The sequence below is a fragment of the Zobellella aerophila genome (assembly GCF_039539325.1).
GTDB lineage: Bacteria > Pseudomonadota > Gammaproteobacteria > Enterobacterales > Aeromonadaceae > Oceanimonas > Oceanimonas aerophila.
Map to the genome: position 1 here is coordinate 259813 of NZ_BAABCX010000002.1, position 16258 is coordinate 276070.

Below are 16258 nucleotides of genomic sequence, written 5' to 3' on the forward strand. Positions count from 1 at the left end.
GAGTGATGCGTCAAATTTGCCCGATCCCTGCTTTTAACGATAACTATATCTGGCTGATAAGCAAAGATAATCAGGCGGCAGTTGTCGATCCGGGCGATGCGGCTCCGGTACTGACTATCCTGGCCGAACGCAACCTGGAGCTGGCGGCAATCCTGATCACCCATCATCATCGGGATCACACCGGCGGCATCGACCGGTTGTTGGCACAGTGGCCCCGGGCCAAGGTCTATGCTCCCGCCGCCGAACGACTGCCCGCCGCCGGCGCCCTCGCCCTGCAGGATGGCGACCGGGTCACCCTCGATGCCCTGGACCTGACCCTGCAGGTACTGGCGGTTCCCGGCCATACCCTGGGACATATCGCCTATTATGGCGAGGAGTTGCTGTTTTGCGGCGATACCCTGTTTTCCGGTGGTTGTGGCCGCCTGTTCGAGGGCACGCCCGAGCAAATGCATGCTTCGCTTTCCCGCCTGGCCGCCCTGCCCAACGCCACCCAGGTGTACTGTACCCATGAGTATACTCAGGCGAACCTGGCATTTTGCCATGCCGTCGAGCCACATAATCCCGAACTGCAGGATTATCTGAAAAAAGTCGCCAAGCTGCGCCAGCAGGGTATCCCCACCTTACCCAGCAGTATCGCCCGGGAAAAGGCCGTCAATGTGTTCCTCAGGCCCCATATTCCCGCGGTCAGGGCCGCAGCCCAGCACCATGCCATGTTGGAGTTAAATGAAGACTATCAGGTGTTCGCTGCACTTAGGCGCTGGAAGGATGCTTTTTAGCAAACTTGATTAAATTGCGTACAACGCATAAACTGGCCGCCATTTTTTGAGAAAGCGGTTACCATGAGAAGACTCTGTATCATATCCAGTGCCTTACTCCTGGCGGGCTGTCAAGCGCAGGGCTCAGCCCCCTACCCTTACAGCCACCAGGATCCCAAAGGCGGGGGCACAAGCACGGCAAGCCATCGGCTCTACCCCCAGGCGACGGATTTTCCCTCGCTGACGATAAGCAGCGACTCGGCGGATTCATCCAGCCGGACCTTGCTGAAGGCAAACAGCGGTAGTCGCCTCTACTCAAGCTCAGTATCACGGACTTCACTGAGCTCGCGTAGCGGCAAACAGGCTGTAACCGGTCAGCAACAAGAGAATCTGTGGCTCCAGCTGGCGGATCAGATGGAATTGACAATCCCCGCGGATCATCCCCGTGTGGTCGCCCAACGTAAATGGTTCCTCAAGCACCCGGAGCATATGCGTTCCGTGGCCGAACGGGCGAGACCCTTTCTGTATCTCATCAAGGAAGAGATAGAAAAGCGGGATATGCCGATGGAACTGGTGTTGTTGCCGGTTGTTGAAAGCACCTTCAACCCCAAAGCCTATTCCCGCAGCCATGCGGCAGGCCTGTGGCAGATGTTGCAGGGGACCGGCAAAAACTTTGGTCTGCATTACGACAGCTGGTATGACGGCCGTTATGACGTTATGGCCGCGACCAATGCCGCGCTGGACTACCTGGAATATCTGAACAACTTCTTCGATGGCAACTGGACCCATGCGCTGGCCGCCTATAATTCGGGCGAAGGCCGGGTGCAGAGGGCGATCCGTTCCAATCGCAAACAGGGTAAGTCCACCGACTACTGGGCCTTATCCCTGCCGAAAGAAACCCAGAATTATGTGCCCAAGCTGATGGCGTTGGCCGACATCCTGAAGCACCCCGACCATTATGGCCTGGATATTCCCGCCATCCCCAACCACCCCCAGGTCAAGGTGGTACAGGTTGAGGGCCAGGTGGATCTGAATATGGCGGCCGATCTGGCGGGGGTGAACCGTCAGCAGATGAAGCATCTGAACCCGGCCTTCAAACGGGCGGCAACTTCCCCGGCGCGCACCGCCAACCTGCTGGTGCCGGTGAAAAACGCCCAGGGCCTGGAGCTGGCCATGGCCGATCTGCCGCAACAGGAGCGTAAGGAATTCCGCCGCTATCAGGTGCGTCGCGGCGATACCCTTGGGCTGATCGCCAGTAATAATAACACCAGTATCGATGCCATCAAGCGCTCCAATAACCTGCGTTCCAACAGCATCCGCGCCGGGCAGACCCTGATGCTGCCCACGACAGGCAAGGCGGCGGCGCCGACAGACGGCTTGTATCAGGTGCAAAGCGGCGACTCCCTGCACGCCATTGCCAGCCGGTTCAGCGTCTCCATTACCGATCTGCTGCGCTGGAACCGGTTGCGCAAGCATGAATACCTGCGCCCGGGCCAGCAGCTGATCGTGGCTATCAACGCCGCCGGCTAATGGCTCATCCTGGTTAACACAAAAAGGAAGCTTCGGCTTCCTTTTTGTTATTCAATGCCGGCGCTGAAGGTCGCCAGTATGGGACCATGATCCGAGGCGTTGGAGGTCATACTCTTCGCCTGCTGCAGCCGCAGCCCGCGGTAATAGACTCGGTCCAGGGGATAGCCGAATACCCGGCTGCGGTGATCCTCCTGCAGGCTGACTTCCTGCAGCCGGGCCGCCTCGGCCCATTGCCGCAACATGGCTACCCGCCTGGCATTCCAGCTGTTAAAGTCACCGGCCACGATCACCGGGCCACGATAATCCGTCATGTAATCGGCGATGCGCTCGAGCTGATCCCGATAGCTACGGCCATGCAGGGAGAAGTTCACCCCGTGCAGGTTCACCACCAGCAGCTGTTCGTCGGCCCCCTCCAGATGATAACGGCTGAACAGCTGGGACTTGGGGATCCGGCTGATGGGCTCGATGATGCGCTGGCCACACACCTGGGTGGCCGGTGCTTGCGCCGCCGTCATCACCCCGGCCGGCACGTCACGCCAGCTGAAGGCTGCGACCTGCTCCCAGCGGTAATCCCGTTGTGCCAGCCAGGCATGCAGGCTCGCCTTGCCGGTGGCCTCCTGCAACACCAGCAGCTGAACATCCTCGGCCCAGGGGGCCAGCTCCGCCTGCCAGTCACCTTGCTGCTTATAGATATTCCAGCTGAGCAGGGTAAATTCCGAGGGCAACGGCCGACTGTGCGTCAACGACGGATAAAAACAGTCGGCCGCCACCGGCCGGTGACTGTCGCTCAACAGTATCTCGTCGGGTATTTTCAGGCAGCCGGCCAGCGACAGGCCGACCGCCGCCGCCAGCAGCCAATGGCGTTTAGTCATGGGGCGGCACTGTCCTGGGGCGCCCCTGATCGTCGATAGCCACATAGATGAACAGGGCTTCGGTCACACAATAACGGTGGTTGTTTTCCGGCTCCAGTACCGGCTTGACCCAGACCTCCAGCTTGACGGCGATGGAGCTCGAGCCCACCCGCTGCAGCTCGCCATAGCAACAGACCACATCTCCCACCTGCACGGGCCGGTGAAAGGTCATGCCTTCTACCGCCACGGTGCAGACCCGGCCACGGGCCAGCTCGTTGGCCAGGATGCTGCCTCCAAGATCCATCTGGGACATAATCCAGCCGCCGAAGATATCGCCATTGGCATTGGTATCGGCGGGCATGGCGACGGTGCGCAACAGCAATTCCCCCCGAGGGCTACGTTCTTCTGTCATCTTGTCTCCTCAAATCCCGGCTTTTGCAGGCATAATAGTGGTCTTGATCCACGCCCGCAATTACCTGCCACCGGAATGACTATGAAGATTATCATCGCCTCCCTGAATCCCGCCAAGGTCGCCGCGGCGCAACAGGCACTGGACAGGCTGTTCCCTGCCGTCAGGGTCAGCATCACCGGGGTCTCCGTTCCCTCGGGGGTGTCGGCGCAACCCTTCAGCGACGAAGAAACCCGCCTGGGAGCCAGCAACCGGGCCCGGGCCGCGCGCCGGGCATATCCCGATGCGGATCTGTGGATTGGCATGGAAGGGGGTGTGGCACGCCTGCAACAACAGCTGCTGACCTTTGCCTGGATCCAGGTCCTTGGCCAGGGGCTGGACAACGGCGCGCGCAGCGCCAGCCTGACCCTGCCGCCTTTCGTGGCCGAGGCGCTGGAGCAAGGCGAAGAGCTGGGCGAGGCCATGGACCGGTTATTCCGGCTCACCAACTGCAAGCAGGCCGGCGGGGCGATCGGCGTGTTAACCCATGATGTCCTGAGCCGAACCCAGGTCTATAGAGACACCCTGATCCTGGCGCTGGCCCCCCTGCTCAATCCTGCGCCTTACGCTGTTCCAGCCAGGCAAACCAGTCCTGGACCCGGTAGTCCAGCTTGAGCCAGCGGGTCAGGGCGCTGCCATCGATATGCTTACCCTCGCCGCCGCCGTCAAATGCCGGAGGCGTCAGGCCACGGTCGAGTGCGGCCTTGGTATAGAAGGCCCGCCGGCTGGGATGGTGGGGGGCACAGACATTGAGGCAGGACGGCCAGTCGGCACGCGCCAGTATGGCCGGGATTATCCGCAACAAATCCTCCTGCGCCACCAGGTTGACCGGCTCTTCCCCGCCGGGAAAACGACGCCCGGCCAGGAAGCGGCCCGGCTCCCGGCTGCCCCCCACCAGGCCCGCCAGGCGCAGGCACAGCACCTGGGGCACGCCCGCCTGCCGTACCGCCTGCTCGGCCGCCAGCATGCGCTCGCCCCGCACCGAATCGGGTGCGGCATGCTGCTCTGTTTTATGACCCGGGCCGCCATAGACGGAGGTGGCGCTGGTGAACAGCAACCGCTTGATCCCGCCGGCCGCCGCCAGCGAGGCCAGCCGGCCCAGGGTTGACGCATAGTCGTCCACCCTGCCCGGCGGCACACAGAGGATCAGGGTGTCCGCAACCAGCTCAGCCGGCCAGCATGCGGGGAGCGGGCCATTGATATCCCATAGCCGCACCCTCAGCCCGGCGGCACCCAGACGGTCGGCCTTGCCGGCATCTGTGGTGGTGCCGGCGACCCGGTAGCCTCGGGCCTGCAGGGTTTCGGCCAGGGGTTCACCCAGCCACCCCAGGCCGACAATGGCCACCGATGGCCCATCAGTAGCCATAAATCACCTCCACCGGCCTCAGCAAGCTTTTCGGTTGACCCAGTATATCCTGATAGATCACCGCAAATGCCAACACATTCTGCACATAGCCCCGGGTCTCACGGAACGGAATACTCTCGACCCAAACATCGAAGGGGCGGCTGCCACTTTCTCTCAGCCAACCGTTAATGCGGCCTGGCCCGGCGTTATAGGCGGCGATGGCGAGAATACGGTTGTTGTCGTATCTGTCCAGCAGCTCCCTGAAATAGGCCGAACCCAGCTGCACATTGATGTCCGGATGATAGACATCGTTGGCACTGCGAAAAGGAATGCCATGCTTGCGGGCTGTCTCCCGGGCCGTCCCCGGCATCAGTTGCATCAGGCCTCCGGCGCCGGCCGGCGATCTCGCCTGCTCAAAAAAGGCGCTCTCCTGGCGAGCGATGGCAAACAGGGTGGCCTCCTCGATATTCAGCCGTTGGGCCTGTCGACGGAAGGAGTCCCGATAGACCACGGGAAAACGCAGATCCAACTGATCCCAGGCCTTGGCCTGGATGCTGGCCAGGATAGACTTGTCGTACCAATGGCGGGTTAACGCCAGGCTGCCGAGCTCGCTCTGGGCGTCGACGTCCAGCTTGCTCAGCAGATGATTCCACTCGATCCTGGCATTGGACTTGTGACCCCTGGCCATCCATTCATCCACCCGCCGCAAGGCCGGCCATCTGGCCGCGGCCTTGTCCCAGGCGGGGGCCGGCTTGAGCGGCTGTTTCTGCAGGGCAACCGGACGGCTGCTCTGATGGGCAGCAAGAAAACCGTAGTAATCCCGGGCCTGGGCCGCCTTATGCCAGGCGGCGTCGGCCTGGTCCGACTGACGGAGGCCCGACAGGGCTCGGCCCCGCCAGTATTGCCAGCGGCTGTCCTGCTGGGATTCGGTCGGGAGCCGGTCGATCCACTCGGGCAGACGGCGCCAGTCCTGCTCCCAGATGGCCAGCCGGGCCCGCAGTTCCAGCAGATCAATATCGCCCACCTCGGGCAGGCGGTGGTCCAGCCACTCCCGATGCTCGCGGGTGCGGTTAAACATCAGCCGTTGCGCGAGCTTACGCTCGATGCGGGCGACATGCTCGCGGGACAGCCCCAAACGTTTCTGATATTGCGGATAAAGGTTCATCACCAGGCCCGGCTCTGTGTCGGCCAGCCTGGCCAGGCCGTGGCTGACCGCCGACTGGTATTGGGGGCTGGAACCATCGAACTGCGTTATGTTGCCCAGGCGCTCCGGTTGTTTATCCAGTTGCACCAGTAGTTCCCCGGCGGCACGGGTCGAAGGGCCCAGTTCCCGGCTCAGGTAGCTGACGATGCTGCTCTCGCCGAGCTCGAAGGCCAGCTCCATCCGCTGCCAAACATGGTGGTCGGTCCGTCCACCGACACTGCGCCAGCTGTCAAACAGGGGGGTACAGGCCCCCGGCAGGGAACGGCCGTTCAGCCACAACCTTTCGGCACCGGCCAGGGCCGTCGCCCTGTCGCCCAGCGCCCATTTGGCTCGATAATGGGCACACTGCAGCTCGGTGCTGTTGGGCAGTTTGGGATACAGGGATAAAAATTCCTGCCAGCGCTGCTCCTGAGCCAGGCGCACCAGGAAGGCCCGCTCCAACCGGTCGGCCTGCAGGGAGTCCGGGTACTTGCGCATAAAGGCCTGCACCTCCCCCAGAGACAGCTGGTTGAGGCGCCTGGAAATCAGTTCATAGTCCAGATAGACGGTCAGCGGATAGCTGTCCAGTCCCTGCCTGAGTTGCTGAAAACGTGTCAACTCGTTGCGTTTCAACGCCTGCTCGGCCGCGTCGTAACGCTCCCGCAGGGACGACGTCTGGGCGGATACTCCCAGGCTAAACACCAATAATCCAATCCCCAGCCAGCTCTTCACTGCACACCCCTAACAATGGTTAATCACCGTATCCTAAGGAAACTGGCCAGCACTGCCAATGGGGCGGAAAAAATTAACTTTTTATTTGGCATTCGGGATGGACAAGACGTTTATGACTGTGCCGGGGAGTGACAGGGGTTTCGACAAAAAAGCTTAAAAATCAAACAGATAAAAAACAAAGTGAGAAACTTATCCAGTCGAGTCTGCCCTGCCTCCCGCCGGCTGGCAAGGCTTTTTTGTCATTTGTCATCAGGGGATCACAAATCCGACGGGCTGGAGGATGAGTTCGGTAAAAAATTGATTTCCATCACAAAACAAAAGCCTGTCTGGAGTAATCTGAGTTTGAACACCAACGATGAAACAGCAAGGGGGTCATTATGTCTATTGCGATTACCAGCCAAGTTGTCGAACTGACCAATGCCATCCGGGCGCGGATCGAAAGCCGCTTCGACAAACTCAACCGGCGTAATATCGTGCTTATCAACCCCCATGTGGTCATTCAGAAAGAGGGGCTGAATTACCTGGTGGAAGCCAAGGCAGGTGTGCCTAACGATACCCTGTTTGCCCAGGCGGAGCACGAAGACCTGTACGCCGCCATCAACGAGTTGGGTCACAAACTGGAACGCCAGCTGTCCCGCTATGCGGAAAAACCCCTGGCACAAAGAACGACCGCAACCGCGACTCCGGCCGACGCCACAGAGGAGAAATGAAAAAGCAGCGAGGGATGTCCCGTAAGTAGATCCCCAGGCCTGCCAACGGCAGGCCTGCTTATTGCCGTCACTGAGGGAAACCGGATTTCGGCGCCTCGCCTTCCCCCTGAATTGCCCATATCTCCCCTTTAATCACCCAATTCCACAAAATAGCCGGAAAATACTTGCCAGCGCGGCCGCTTTTCAGTATTCCTAGCAGGGTGCTTAACCCATTTACCTGGCCACCATGACTCAGTTCCTGTTTTTCTTTCGCTTCTTTTTTGCACCCTGACCCGGGAGGCGTTCTGTTTGGCAAGAGATAAGCGAAAGACGAACAGCAAAGCCTCCCTCAGGGAGGCTTTTTTATTTACCGCAGACTGGCGATAAAGGAAGCCGTACCATGAAGCTGGATGAGATCCGTACCCAAATCAGCCGCCTGGACCAGGAGTTGTTAACCCTGCTGGCAAAACGCAAGGCATTGAGCTTAGATGTCGCGCGTTCCAAACTGGAAAACCCCAAGCCGATCCGCGATCAGGAGCGGGAGCAGACCCTGTTGGTGGCATTGATCAATCAGGGGCGTCAACTGGGGCTTGATGCCCATTATGTTACCCAGATTTATCACACCATCATCGAGGACTCGGTGCTCTCCCAGCAGGCACTGCTGCAAAGCCTGCTCAACCCGCAAGACAGCACGCCGGCGATCAGCGTGGCATTCCTGGGTCTGAGGGGGTCCTATTCCAATCTGGCGGCCCGTAAATACCTGTCCCGCTTCCAGGCCAACCTGATCGAGCATAACTGCGAAACCTTTCAGCAGATCATCGATACCGTCGAGTCAGGTCAGGCCCAGTACGGGGTGCTGCCCATCGAGAACACCAGCTCGGGCGCCATCAATGATGTGTTCGATCTGATGCAGCATACCAGCCTGTCGATTGTCGGCGAGCTGACCCAGCCTATCGAACATTGCCTGCTGGTCGCGGTGGACACCGACGTATCGCGGCTGAAAACCCTCTATACCCACCCCCAGGTGTACCAGCAGTGTTCCCAGTATTTGAAGACCCTGCCCGAGGTCAAGGTCGAATTTTGCGCCGCGTCATCCAATGCCATGGAACTGGTCGCCGGCCTGCAGCGGCCGGACGTCGGCGCCATGGGCAGTGCCGATGGCGGCGAACTGCACGGACTGCGGCCCCTGGTACAGGGGCTGGCCAACCAGAAGCAGAACATGACCCGTTTTATCGTGGTGGCGCGCAAACCGATCGAGGTCGCCGAGCAGATCCCCGCCAAGACCACCTTCATCATGTCCACCGGACAACAGAGCGGCGCGCTGGTCGAGGCCCTGCTGGTACTGCGCAACCACGACATCAACATGACCAAGTTGGAGTCCAGGCCCATCATCGGCAATCCCTGGGAAGAAATGTTCTATGTTGACGTGATCGCCAACGTCAATGGCGAGGCCATGCAGTCGGCACTCAAGGAGCTGGGCCGCATTACCCGCTTTATCAAGGTATTGGGCTGCTATCCCAGTGCCGAGATCAGCCCGACCCAGATACCGTCCAAGGCCCTGAGCCAGCGCCATCAACACAGCCCCGTCGATGACGAAGGACAGCAGGCTCGCCACAGCCGGAGCTATAAGGCAACGACAACCCAGCTACAGCTGGGCCGTTTCTATCTGGGCGGCGATGAGCCCATGATCCTGGCCGAGTTGAGCCGGTGGCCGGGCAAGACCCCCTTGATGGAGGTAGCCCGCCAGGTGAAGGAAGCCGGAGGCCAGGTACTGGCCGCCCCCTGCTTTGACAACGGCGATCCGGAGCAGAATATGGACTGTTTGCGCCAGCTTCGTCAGGTGGCGGATCAATTTGATCTGGCGATCATGACCTGGATCAGCCAGCCCGAAACACTGAACCGGGCGGCCGAGTCGGCCGATGCGCTGCTGATTCGGGCCCAGGACGCCCACAATGCCGAGCTGCTGACCGCCGCTGGTCGCTGCACCCGGCCGGTGCTGCTGGAGCAGCCGTCGGGTACCGATATCGATGCCTGGCTGGCCGGAGCCGAGCAGATCCTGGCCGAGGGTAACCAACAGGTCGCCCTGCTCGACCGCCAGCAGCTGGCGTTGCCTCGGCTGCTGACCCTGCAGCAGGCTACTCATCTGCCGCTGGTTGCTGTGTTGCAGGCCGACAGCCTGCTACCGGCCATGGCCAACGCCCTGAAAGGCGCCGGGGTGCAGGGATTTTGCCTGCCGCTGACGGCGGGCATGGAAGGAGAACAGCCGGATTGGCAAGCGCTGCAGCAACTGACCCATCGGTTGTATCAGGAATAAAGAGGAAAAATAGCAATCGGTCTCCCCCGAATGAATTCGGGGGAGACCGATTGTGCTCAAAGCCATAAACTGAAAGTACCCTGACAAGCCTGTTGTCAGAACAAATATCGCCCCTCTAGCGTACCGGCCTCATTCCCGTTGTTAGCCTGCCGGCTCGTCACCATAGTGGCGGCTGTCGTTGGCCTGAGCCAGCAACATGCGGCTTTCTTTAAGGAAAATTTCAGCATGATCGCCAAAATAATCGCTTACTGTGCGGAACTGTTCGACAAAGGCATCACGCTTGTCGTTTTCCAGCTGGGACAGCAGTTCGCCGAAACGGCGGTGATAGCGGCGGATCATCTCGATATTCTTGGGCGAAGACAGGATGATATCCGCGTACAGCGCCGGATCCTGGGCGAACAGGCGCCCCACCATGGCCAGCTCCAGCCGGTAGATAGGCGAACTTAACCGCAGTAACTGGGTAATATCCGCCTGTTCGGCACACAGATGTGCCCCATAGGCAAAACTGGTAAAGTGACGCAGAGCCTGCACCAGGCTCATCGCTTCATCGTGCTCTTCCGCCGATACCGGCTGCAGCCGGGCCCCCCAGATGCGCATCTGGGCCAGCAGCCACTCGTACTGCTCGGCACCCCGGCCGGCGCAGTAAATGATCACCTGCTTGGCCAGGCTGGATACATCCGGCCCGAACATGGGGTGCAGACCCAGCACGGGACCGGCATGGGTCGCCATCATGGCCGCCAGCGGCTCACTCTTGACGCTGGTCAAGTCCACCAGCAGGCAGTCATCGGGAAGCTTGGGCAGCCGTCCAATCACCGCCACCGTTTGATCGATGGGCACCGCCAGCACCACCAGGCCGGCTCCGGCCAGCAGGCTTTCAGCCTGCTGCCAGTCGTCTTTCTCGAGTATCTCGACCCGATAACCGGATAGTTTCAGCTGATGGGCAAACAAGCCACCCAGCAGGCCGGCTCCGCCAACGACCACCGCCTTGCTCAGGGCAGGATTGATACACTTGAAGCCGGTGTCTTTTTCACTGGCATAGGACTCGCGCATCAGGCGGCGCAAGACATCTTCAATCAGATCCGGTGGTACGCCGCGGGCCTCGGCTTCGGCACGGCGACGGGCCAGCATGGCCGCCTCCCGATCCGGCGCATAGATGGGCACACCGTGGCGGCTCTTGACTTCGCCCACACCGGCAACCAGTTTCAACCGGCGTGCAAACAGTTCGACCAGCTGCTGGTCTACATCATCAATCTGATCCCGCAGGACATTTAATTCATCTACCATGGGTCTAGTTCCAATAAAAAGGCACCGGCTCGTCCCGAACCGGTGCCTATTATGCCTGCGAGCGCTTGCCGGTGACAATGTTCGCACACACCGCTCGTTTCCGTTCCAGGCCGGTGCTTATGATACCTGCTGTTTATTTGTTACGTCGAGCCTTGAGCGGTTCGGCCAACTGTTGCTGGCACTTTTCCAGCAGTTCTGCCGTGGTCTCCCAATCGATACAGGCATCGGTGATGGATACCCCGTATCGCATCTGCTGCTTCGGCTGCTCGCTCGACTGGTTGCCCTCAAACAGATGAGACTCCAGCATGATGCCGATGATCGAATCATTGCCTTCCTGAATCTGGTGGATAACGTTTTCCGCCACCAGTGGCTGCAGGCTGTAGTCCTTATTGGAGTTGCCATGGCTGCAGTCCACCACCAGGCTGGGGAGCAACTTGGCAGTGCTCATGGCTTTCTCGGCCAGGGCTACGTTCACGGAATCATAATTGGGTAGCTTACCGCCGCGCAATATCACATGGCCGTCCGGGTTGCCCTGGGTGGTGAGGAGGGCAACCTGGCCTTCCTGGCTGATGCCCATGAAGGCGTGGGGTTCGGCTGCCGCCTTGGTGGCATTGATGGCGGTGCCCAGGTTGCCGTCGGTGCCGTTCTTGAAGCCGACCGGCATCGACAGGCCGGAGGCCATTTCCCTGTGGGTCTGGGATTCGGTGGTGCGGGCACCGATCGCCGACCAGGAGAACAGCTCGGCCAGGTATTGCGGGCTGATGGGATCCAGGGCTTCGGTGGCCAGGGGCAGTTCCAGCTCGGCCAGCCAGCACAGCAACTCGCGCGCCTTGTGCAGGCCCAGTTCGATATCAAAGGTGCCGTCCAGGTGAGGATCGTTGATAAAACCTTTCCAACCGACTGTGGTGCGCGGCTTCTCAAAATAGACGCGCATTACGATATAAAGGCTATCACGGTAGTCATCATGCAGTTTTTTGAGGCGGGTTGCGTATTCCTTGGCTGCATCCAGATCGTGAATCGAGCAGGGACCACAGATCACCAACAGACGATGATCCTTGCGATGAATAATATTCGAAATAGTCTGACGGGCCTCGCCGACAAACTGCAAGGCCTTGGGTGATATCGGCAGCTTAGCTTTCAGCTCGGCCGGGGTGATCATGACCCGTTCCGATTGGATATGAATATTATTCAATGTGTCTTTCTGCATGATGACATCCTCACTTGTAAACAAATAATTACACTAACCAAGAAAGAAAAATTGCTGTTTATTTGACATATCGCAACTTCTCTTTTACGCAACCACATTCACCTTACCAAGGCTGGCCTGGGTTGCAAAGTGCTGATTTCGGACGAAAACGATTTATTTTAGTAGTTGAGCGTCAAATGACGATAAAAGAGCCAAACCAAACTATATACTGAGGTAAGAGGAGGAATGCCGATGGATCAAGAATATCAACTACTGGTGACCAGCTTCAGACGCATTCTGGATCACTATGCCATCGATTATAAAACCAGCCCCATGTCCTATAACAATGACACCCTCTACGATCACCAATGCCGGCTGATCGTCGAAGAAATAGGCCGGTATTGGCTCAGCCGTTATGGCCGTAAACCCAGCACCGCCACCCTGCAAAAAGCGCTGTTCGCCGCCGAGCAGAGCCGCCGTTTTAGCCCCCCCTGGTACCGCAAGCTGCTGCGTCGCTGGCGCTGATCCCTTGCTGCGTCCCCCGCTGCCCCAGCTCCTTCCATGGGGGATGCAATCATGCCCGCAGGCTGTCATTATGACGCCTCGTCCATTCCGGGATTCGATACCTAGATGCAACAACTCATTCGGTTTTTCTTCCAGGGGCTGCTGATCCTGCTGCCCTTTATCCTGACCATTTATCTGGTGTACCTGATCTTCGCCGCCCTGGATGAAACCCTGTTTTCCGCCCTAGGAGCCCTGTTGCGGCTGGCTTTTCCGGCCTTGCAGGCGGGCTGGATCTCCAGCCTGGCCGCCGGCCTGGTTACCCTGACGCTGATCATCCTGACCGGTATGCTCGCCTCTAATTTCCTGGGTCGTTTTTTCCTGTCGATCTTTCACGGCGTGCTGACGCGGATCCCCTTGGTAAAAATGCTGTATAACTCATTGAGTGATCTGTTCAATGCCCTGCTGGGGGACAACAAACGCTTCGATAAACCCGTATTGGTCAACCTGATGGGGGGAGAAGTGCAACTGATGGGCTTTATCACCCAGGAAGATCTGGGCGGATTCGGACTCAGGGACAAGGTGGCGGTGTATCTGCCCCAGTCCTACAACTTTGCGGGCAATCTGATCATCGTCGAACGGGATAAGATCAGCCCGTTGGATGCCCCCGCCGGCGCCGTGACCAGCTTTGTGGTCAGCGGCGGGGTCACCGGCAAGCCGAACGGCAAAACCAACGGCAAGACAAAAACACCGGTAGGCAAACCCTAGGAACGGCAACCCCGCCGCGATAAGCCAACAGGCGGTCTTATCGACCCCGGGGCCTCCTCCTCCGCCAAGCCAGCTTCCAGTCTCTAGCCGTCGATCTCGTCCATAAACTCGGAGAGATCCTCTTCGTCTTCGGCCGGTATTTCCTTGCCAATCTTGGCGGCCTGATATTGCAGATAGAAATCCTTGACCAGTCCGTAAGGATCGAGCGAGTTGTCGATTACCGCTTCCTGATCGATCAGCTGGCTGCGCTCATACAGGCCCATGGCGACGAACTTGCCGGCACGCATGGCGAAGGTCATCAGATCGTAGGGGAAATAGAGGGTATCCACCACATCGCCCGACAACTGACGCAAGGTGGTCGGTCCCAAGACAGGGATCATCAGGTAGGGACCGTCGGTGATGCCAATCTGCCCCATGACCTGGCTGAAGTCCTTGGGCGCAGGCTCCAGAGCGATATTGTCGGCCACATCGAAGAAGCCGAGCACGCCGACCGTGCTGTTCAGGGTAAAACGCGCCAGGTTGGTGCCCGCCCCCGGCAGGTCCCCGGTGATCAGGTGATTGACCAGGCTGGCCGGTTCTTCCAGGTTGAGCATCATGTTCTGCACCCCTGTCTTGGCCGGCTCCGGGATATAATCCGCGTAGGCATGCACCACGGGGCGCACCGCGTAGGGCTCCAGCAGATCGTAGTTGAGCACCCAGGATGCCCGGTTGACCGGCTCGAAGGGATCGCGAGGATCATCCGCCACCGCCGGACCGTAATGCACCGGCTCTGCACTTTCAGACGGAGCCCCAGCCTGTTCGGCCTCAGCCCCTTCATGAGCGGCACAGCCGCTCAACATGATACCGGCTGTCAGCAGCAGACCTCGCCACATAGTCAGTTCCTTATTATTGTTATCGTCTGGCTCTAGTGTATTTATTCATTCCCGCTCTGACCAGCCCGGACGCGGTAATACCGGCATCATGGAGCCACCCATAGGGGGAGGATTCCTAAAGCGGCGTATCTATCATGATCTCCACCTGGCTGTCCTGCTCCGTGCTCAGCACCGGCGAGCGCCCTTCCCAGGCATCGGTCTTGTCCATCACGTTACCGCTGGGGGCGATACGCGCCCTCAGTACCACGGCGTCCCGCTGGCTCATATTATTGTCCGACACCATGGCATCGGCGTTGGACAGGGTAATGGTGAGGGGAAAGCCGGGATTCTCTATGCGCCGCGCCACCAGCGGCATCTCGCCGCCCGCCGCGTCCACCGCATAGACAAACAGCACCGCCCCCGGATGATAGGGAACCGCGCTAGAGGTGGTGATCTGCACCTGATAGCGGGGACCTGTCACCGGGACGACCTGCTCAGCAGACATCCGCTGATCGACAAAGGCGATGGATCGTTCAACCATGCCATAACGGGGGTTGTCCTCCGTCATCCGGCCCAGCATCTGCTGCCAGCGAGCCTTGGCGGTGACCAAATCATCCTGCTGCAGGGCCATAAAGGCATAGACGGACCAGGCTTCCAGGTTATCCGGATCCTGCTCCAGCAGCTGTTTGAGCATGCCTTCGGCACGCAGGGTTTCACCCATCATCGCCAGGGCTTCCGCATAGGGGACCAGCACCATGCCCTTATCGTCGGCCATGGTGAAAGCCCGCTCCAGCGCCTCCTTGGCGGTTTCACCGTCGCGCAGCTCCAGCGCCAGCCGGCCCAGCAACAGCCAGCCCCGATAATCGTCACCCTCTTTATGCAAGCGAGTGCGCAACGCCAGCACCAGCTCGCGCAGCTCCTGCTCGGTCACCGTCTCGTCCTGTTCGACCAGTACCCGTTTTGACAACTCGCCCAGTCGGCCGCTGACCTCCTGCCACGCCTGAACTTCCCGATGGGCGCCCAGCTGGAAATAGCCACCGTAGGCCACCGCCAGGATCAGCGCCGCCGCCGGCAACCAGAGCCAGGAGGCCCGCCGGCTCGGAGCGGCCTGCTCTTGCACCACATCGTCAAGCAGGCTTTTCTGCAGCTCCAGCCGGGCGCTTTCCTCGTCTTCGAGCAGGCCCTGCTCCTTGTCCTGGGCCAGTTCGCGCAGGCGCTGCCGATAGAGCCGGGTATTCAGCTCATTACGGCTCTGGCTGGACTCGGCCCGACCGGCCAGCAGGGGGAAAATCACCACCAGTGCCAGGGCTGCGGTCAGCAGGGCACTGAGGATCCAGAATAGGGTCATATCAGCTCTCTTTATCTTTGTTTAACAGATCCGCCAGCCGTTGTTTCTCGGCCTCGTCCAGACCCGCCTGTCTGGCCCTGGTCGGGGCCTTTCGGGTACGCAGGATAACCAGGGCTAGGCCGAACAGGATCACCAGCACGGGACCAAGCCAGAGGATCAGGGTGGAAGCCATCAACGGCGGGCGATAGAGGATGAAGTTACCATAGCGGGCCACCATGTAGTCCTTTATCTCCTGCTTACTACGGCCCTCGATGACCATCTGGTAGGTCTTTTCGCGCAGATCCCGGGCCAGCTCCGCATTGGAATCGGCGATGTCCTGGTTCTGGCACTTGGGGCAGCGCAGCTCCCGGGTCAGCTCGCGGAACTGGGCTTCCTGCTGCGGCGACTCGAACTCATAGACATCGATGGCGGCCCGTGCCGGTTGGGCTAGCCAGAGGAGCGGCAGCAACAGCAATAAACGGAATAACAGCATG

At 59.7% G+C, this 16258-nt stretch carries 15 protein-coding genes, 2 pseudogenes and 1 other annotated feature; of the genes and pseudogenes, 8 read left to right on the top strand and 9 right to left on the bottom strand.

Going from position 1 to position 16258, the window contains the following annotated elements; all coding sequences use genetic code 11:
• Window positions 1-5: 5 nt before the first annotated feature.
• Window positions 6-776 (top strand): hydroxyacylglutathione hydrolase, encoded by a 771-nt coding sequence (gene gloB / locus ABD806_RS08845; protein ID WP_344957000.1) that lies wholly within the window; start codon window positions 6-8, stop codon window positions 774-776.
• Window positions 777-1169: 393 nt separating this feature from the next.
• Complete coding sequence (locus ABD806_RS08850; protein WP_344957003.1) at window positions 1170-2285, top strand: transglycosylase SLT domain-containing protein; 1116 nt, start codon at window positions 1170-1172, stop codon at window positions 2283-2285.
• A 47-nt stretch (window positions 2286-2332) separates the two neighbouring features.
• On the opposite strand, the gene ABD806_RS08855 is transcribed toward ABD806_RS08850, so the two are convergent.
• Window positions 2333-3157: an endonuclease/exonuclease/phosphatase family protein gene (locus tag ABD806_RS08855; RefSeq protein WP_344957006.1), complete on the bottom strand. Its 825-nt coding sequence runs from the start codon at window positions 3155-3157 to the stop codon at window positions 2333-2335.
• A complete protein-coding gene (yciA, locus tag ABD806_RS08860; protein ID WP_344957008.1) occupies window positions 3150-3548 on the bottom strand; it encodes an acyl-CoA thioester hydrolase YciA in 399 nt (132 codons plus the stop codon). Before yciA ends, ABD806_RS08855 begins: the two co-directional genes overlap by 8 nt.
• An 81-nt stretch (window positions 3549-3629) precedes the next feature.
• On the opposite strand from yciA, the gene yjjX reads away from it, so the two are divergent.
• Window positions 3630-4199 (top strand): inosine/xanthosine triphosphatase, encoded by a 570-nt coding sequence (yjjX, locus tag ABD806_RS08865; protein ID WP_344957010.1) that lies wholly within the window; start codon window positions 3630-3632, stop codon window positions 4197-4199.
• Here yjjX and ABD806_RS08870 read toward each other — a convergent pair.
• Both ABD806_RS08870 and ABD806_RS08875 read right to left on the bottom strand, forming a co-directional pair.
• Window positions 4135-4950, bottom strand: a complete 816-nt coding sequence (locus ABD806_RS08870; RefSeq protein WP_344957012.1) for an NAD(P)-binding domain-containing protein — start codon at window positions 4948-4950, stop codon at window positions 4135-4137. The two genes, yjjX and ABD806_RS08870, sit on opposite strands and share 65 nt — an antisense overlap.
• Window positions 4940-6844, bottom strand: coding sequence for a transglycosylase SLT domain-containing protein (locus ABD806_RS08875; RefSeq protein WP_344957015.1), 1905 nt, complete (start codon window positions 6842-6844; stop codon window positions 4940-4942). Before ABD806_RS08875 ends, ABD806_RS08870 begins: the two co-directional genes overlap by 11 nt.
• Before the next feature lie 377 nt (window positions 6845-7221).
• Here ABD806_RS08875 and hpf point away from each other — a divergent pair, with 377 nt between their 5' ends.
• The 3 genes and pseudogenes from hpf to ABD806_RS08890 form a co-directional block, all read left to right on the top strand.
• On the top strand, window positions 7222-7554 hold the full coding sequence (gene hpf, locus ABD806_RS08880) for a ribosome hibernation-promoting factor, HPF/YfiA family (RefSeq protein ID WP_344957017.1): 333 nt from the start codon (window positions 7222-7224) through the stop codon (window positions 7552-7554).
• Between the two features lie 225 nt (window positions 7555-7779).
• Window positions 7780-7901: a sequence feature (Phe leader region), on the top strand.
• Window positions 7902-7933: 32 nt separating this feature from the next.
• A pseudogene (locus ABD806_RS08885) lies at window positions 7934-9082 on the top strand (chorismate mutase); the annotation flags it as partial.
• Window positions 9083-9367: 285 nt separating this feature from the next.
• Window positions 9368-9847 (top strand): annotated as a pseudogene (locus tag ABD806_RS08890) (chorismate mutase); the annotation flags it as partial.
• Between the two features lie 141 nt (window positions 9848-9988).
• Here ABD806_RS08890 and tyrA read toward each other — a convergent pair.
• Together tyrA and ABD806_RS08900 are read right to left on the bottom strand one after the other, a co-directional pair.
• Window positions 9989-11131, bottom strand: a complete 1143-nt coding sequence (gene tyrA / locus ABD806_RS08895) for a bifunctional chorismate mutase/prephenate dehydrogenase (RefSeq protein ID WP_344957019.1) — start codon at window positions 11129-11131, stop codon at window positions 9989-9991.
• Window positions 11132-11264: 133 nt separating this feature from the next.
• Window positions 11265-12338, bottom strand: a complete 1074-nt coding sequence (locus ABD806_RS08900; RefSeq protein ID WP_344957021.1) for a 3-deoxy-7-phosphoheptulonate synthase — start codon at window positions 12336-12338, stop codon at window positions 11265-11267.
• Between the two features lie 231 nt (window positions 12339-12569).
• Here ABD806_RS08900 and ABD806_RS08905 point away from each other — a divergent pair, with 231 nt between their 5' ends.
• On the top strand, window positions 12570-12842 hold the full coding sequence (locus ABD806_RS08905) for a hypothetical protein (protein WP_344957023.1): 273 nt from the start codon (window positions 12570-12572) through the stop codon (window positions 12840-12842).
• 105 nt (window positions 12843-12947) lie between these two features.
• Window positions 12948-13586 (top strand): DUF502 domain-containing protein, encoded by a 639-nt coding sequence (locus tag ABD806_RS08910; RefSeq protein ID WP_344957025.1) that lies wholly within the window; start codon window positions 12948-12950, stop codon window positions 13584-13586.
• A gap of 83 nt (window positions 13587-13669) precedes the next feature.
• On the opposite strand, the gene ABD806_RS08915 is transcribed toward ABD806_RS08910, so the two are convergent.
• From ABD806_RS08915 to ABD806_RS08925, 3 genes are all read right to left on the bottom strand, one after another.
• On the bottom strand, window positions 13670-14458 hold the full coding sequence (locus ABD806_RS08915) for an MlaA family lipoprotein (protein WP_344957027.1): 789 nt from the start codon (window positions 14456-14458) through the stop codon (window positions 13670-13672).
• Between the two features lie 115 nt (window positions 14459-14573).
• Window positions 14574-15785 carry a c-type cytochrome biogenesis protein CcmI gene (gene ccmI / locus ABD806_RS08920; RefSeq protein ID WP_344957029.1) on the bottom strand — a complete coding sequence of 404 codons (1212 nt, stop codon included), beginning with the start codon at window positions 15783-15785 and terminating at the stop codon, window positions 14574-14576.
• Window position 15786: 1 nt separating this feature from the next.
• Window positions 15787-16257, bottom strand: a complete 471-nt coding sequence (locus ABD806_RS08925; protein WP_344957031.1) for a cytochrome c-type biogenesis protein — start codon at window positions 16255-16257, stop codon at window positions 15787-15789.
• Window position 16258 lies beyond the last annotated feature (1 nt).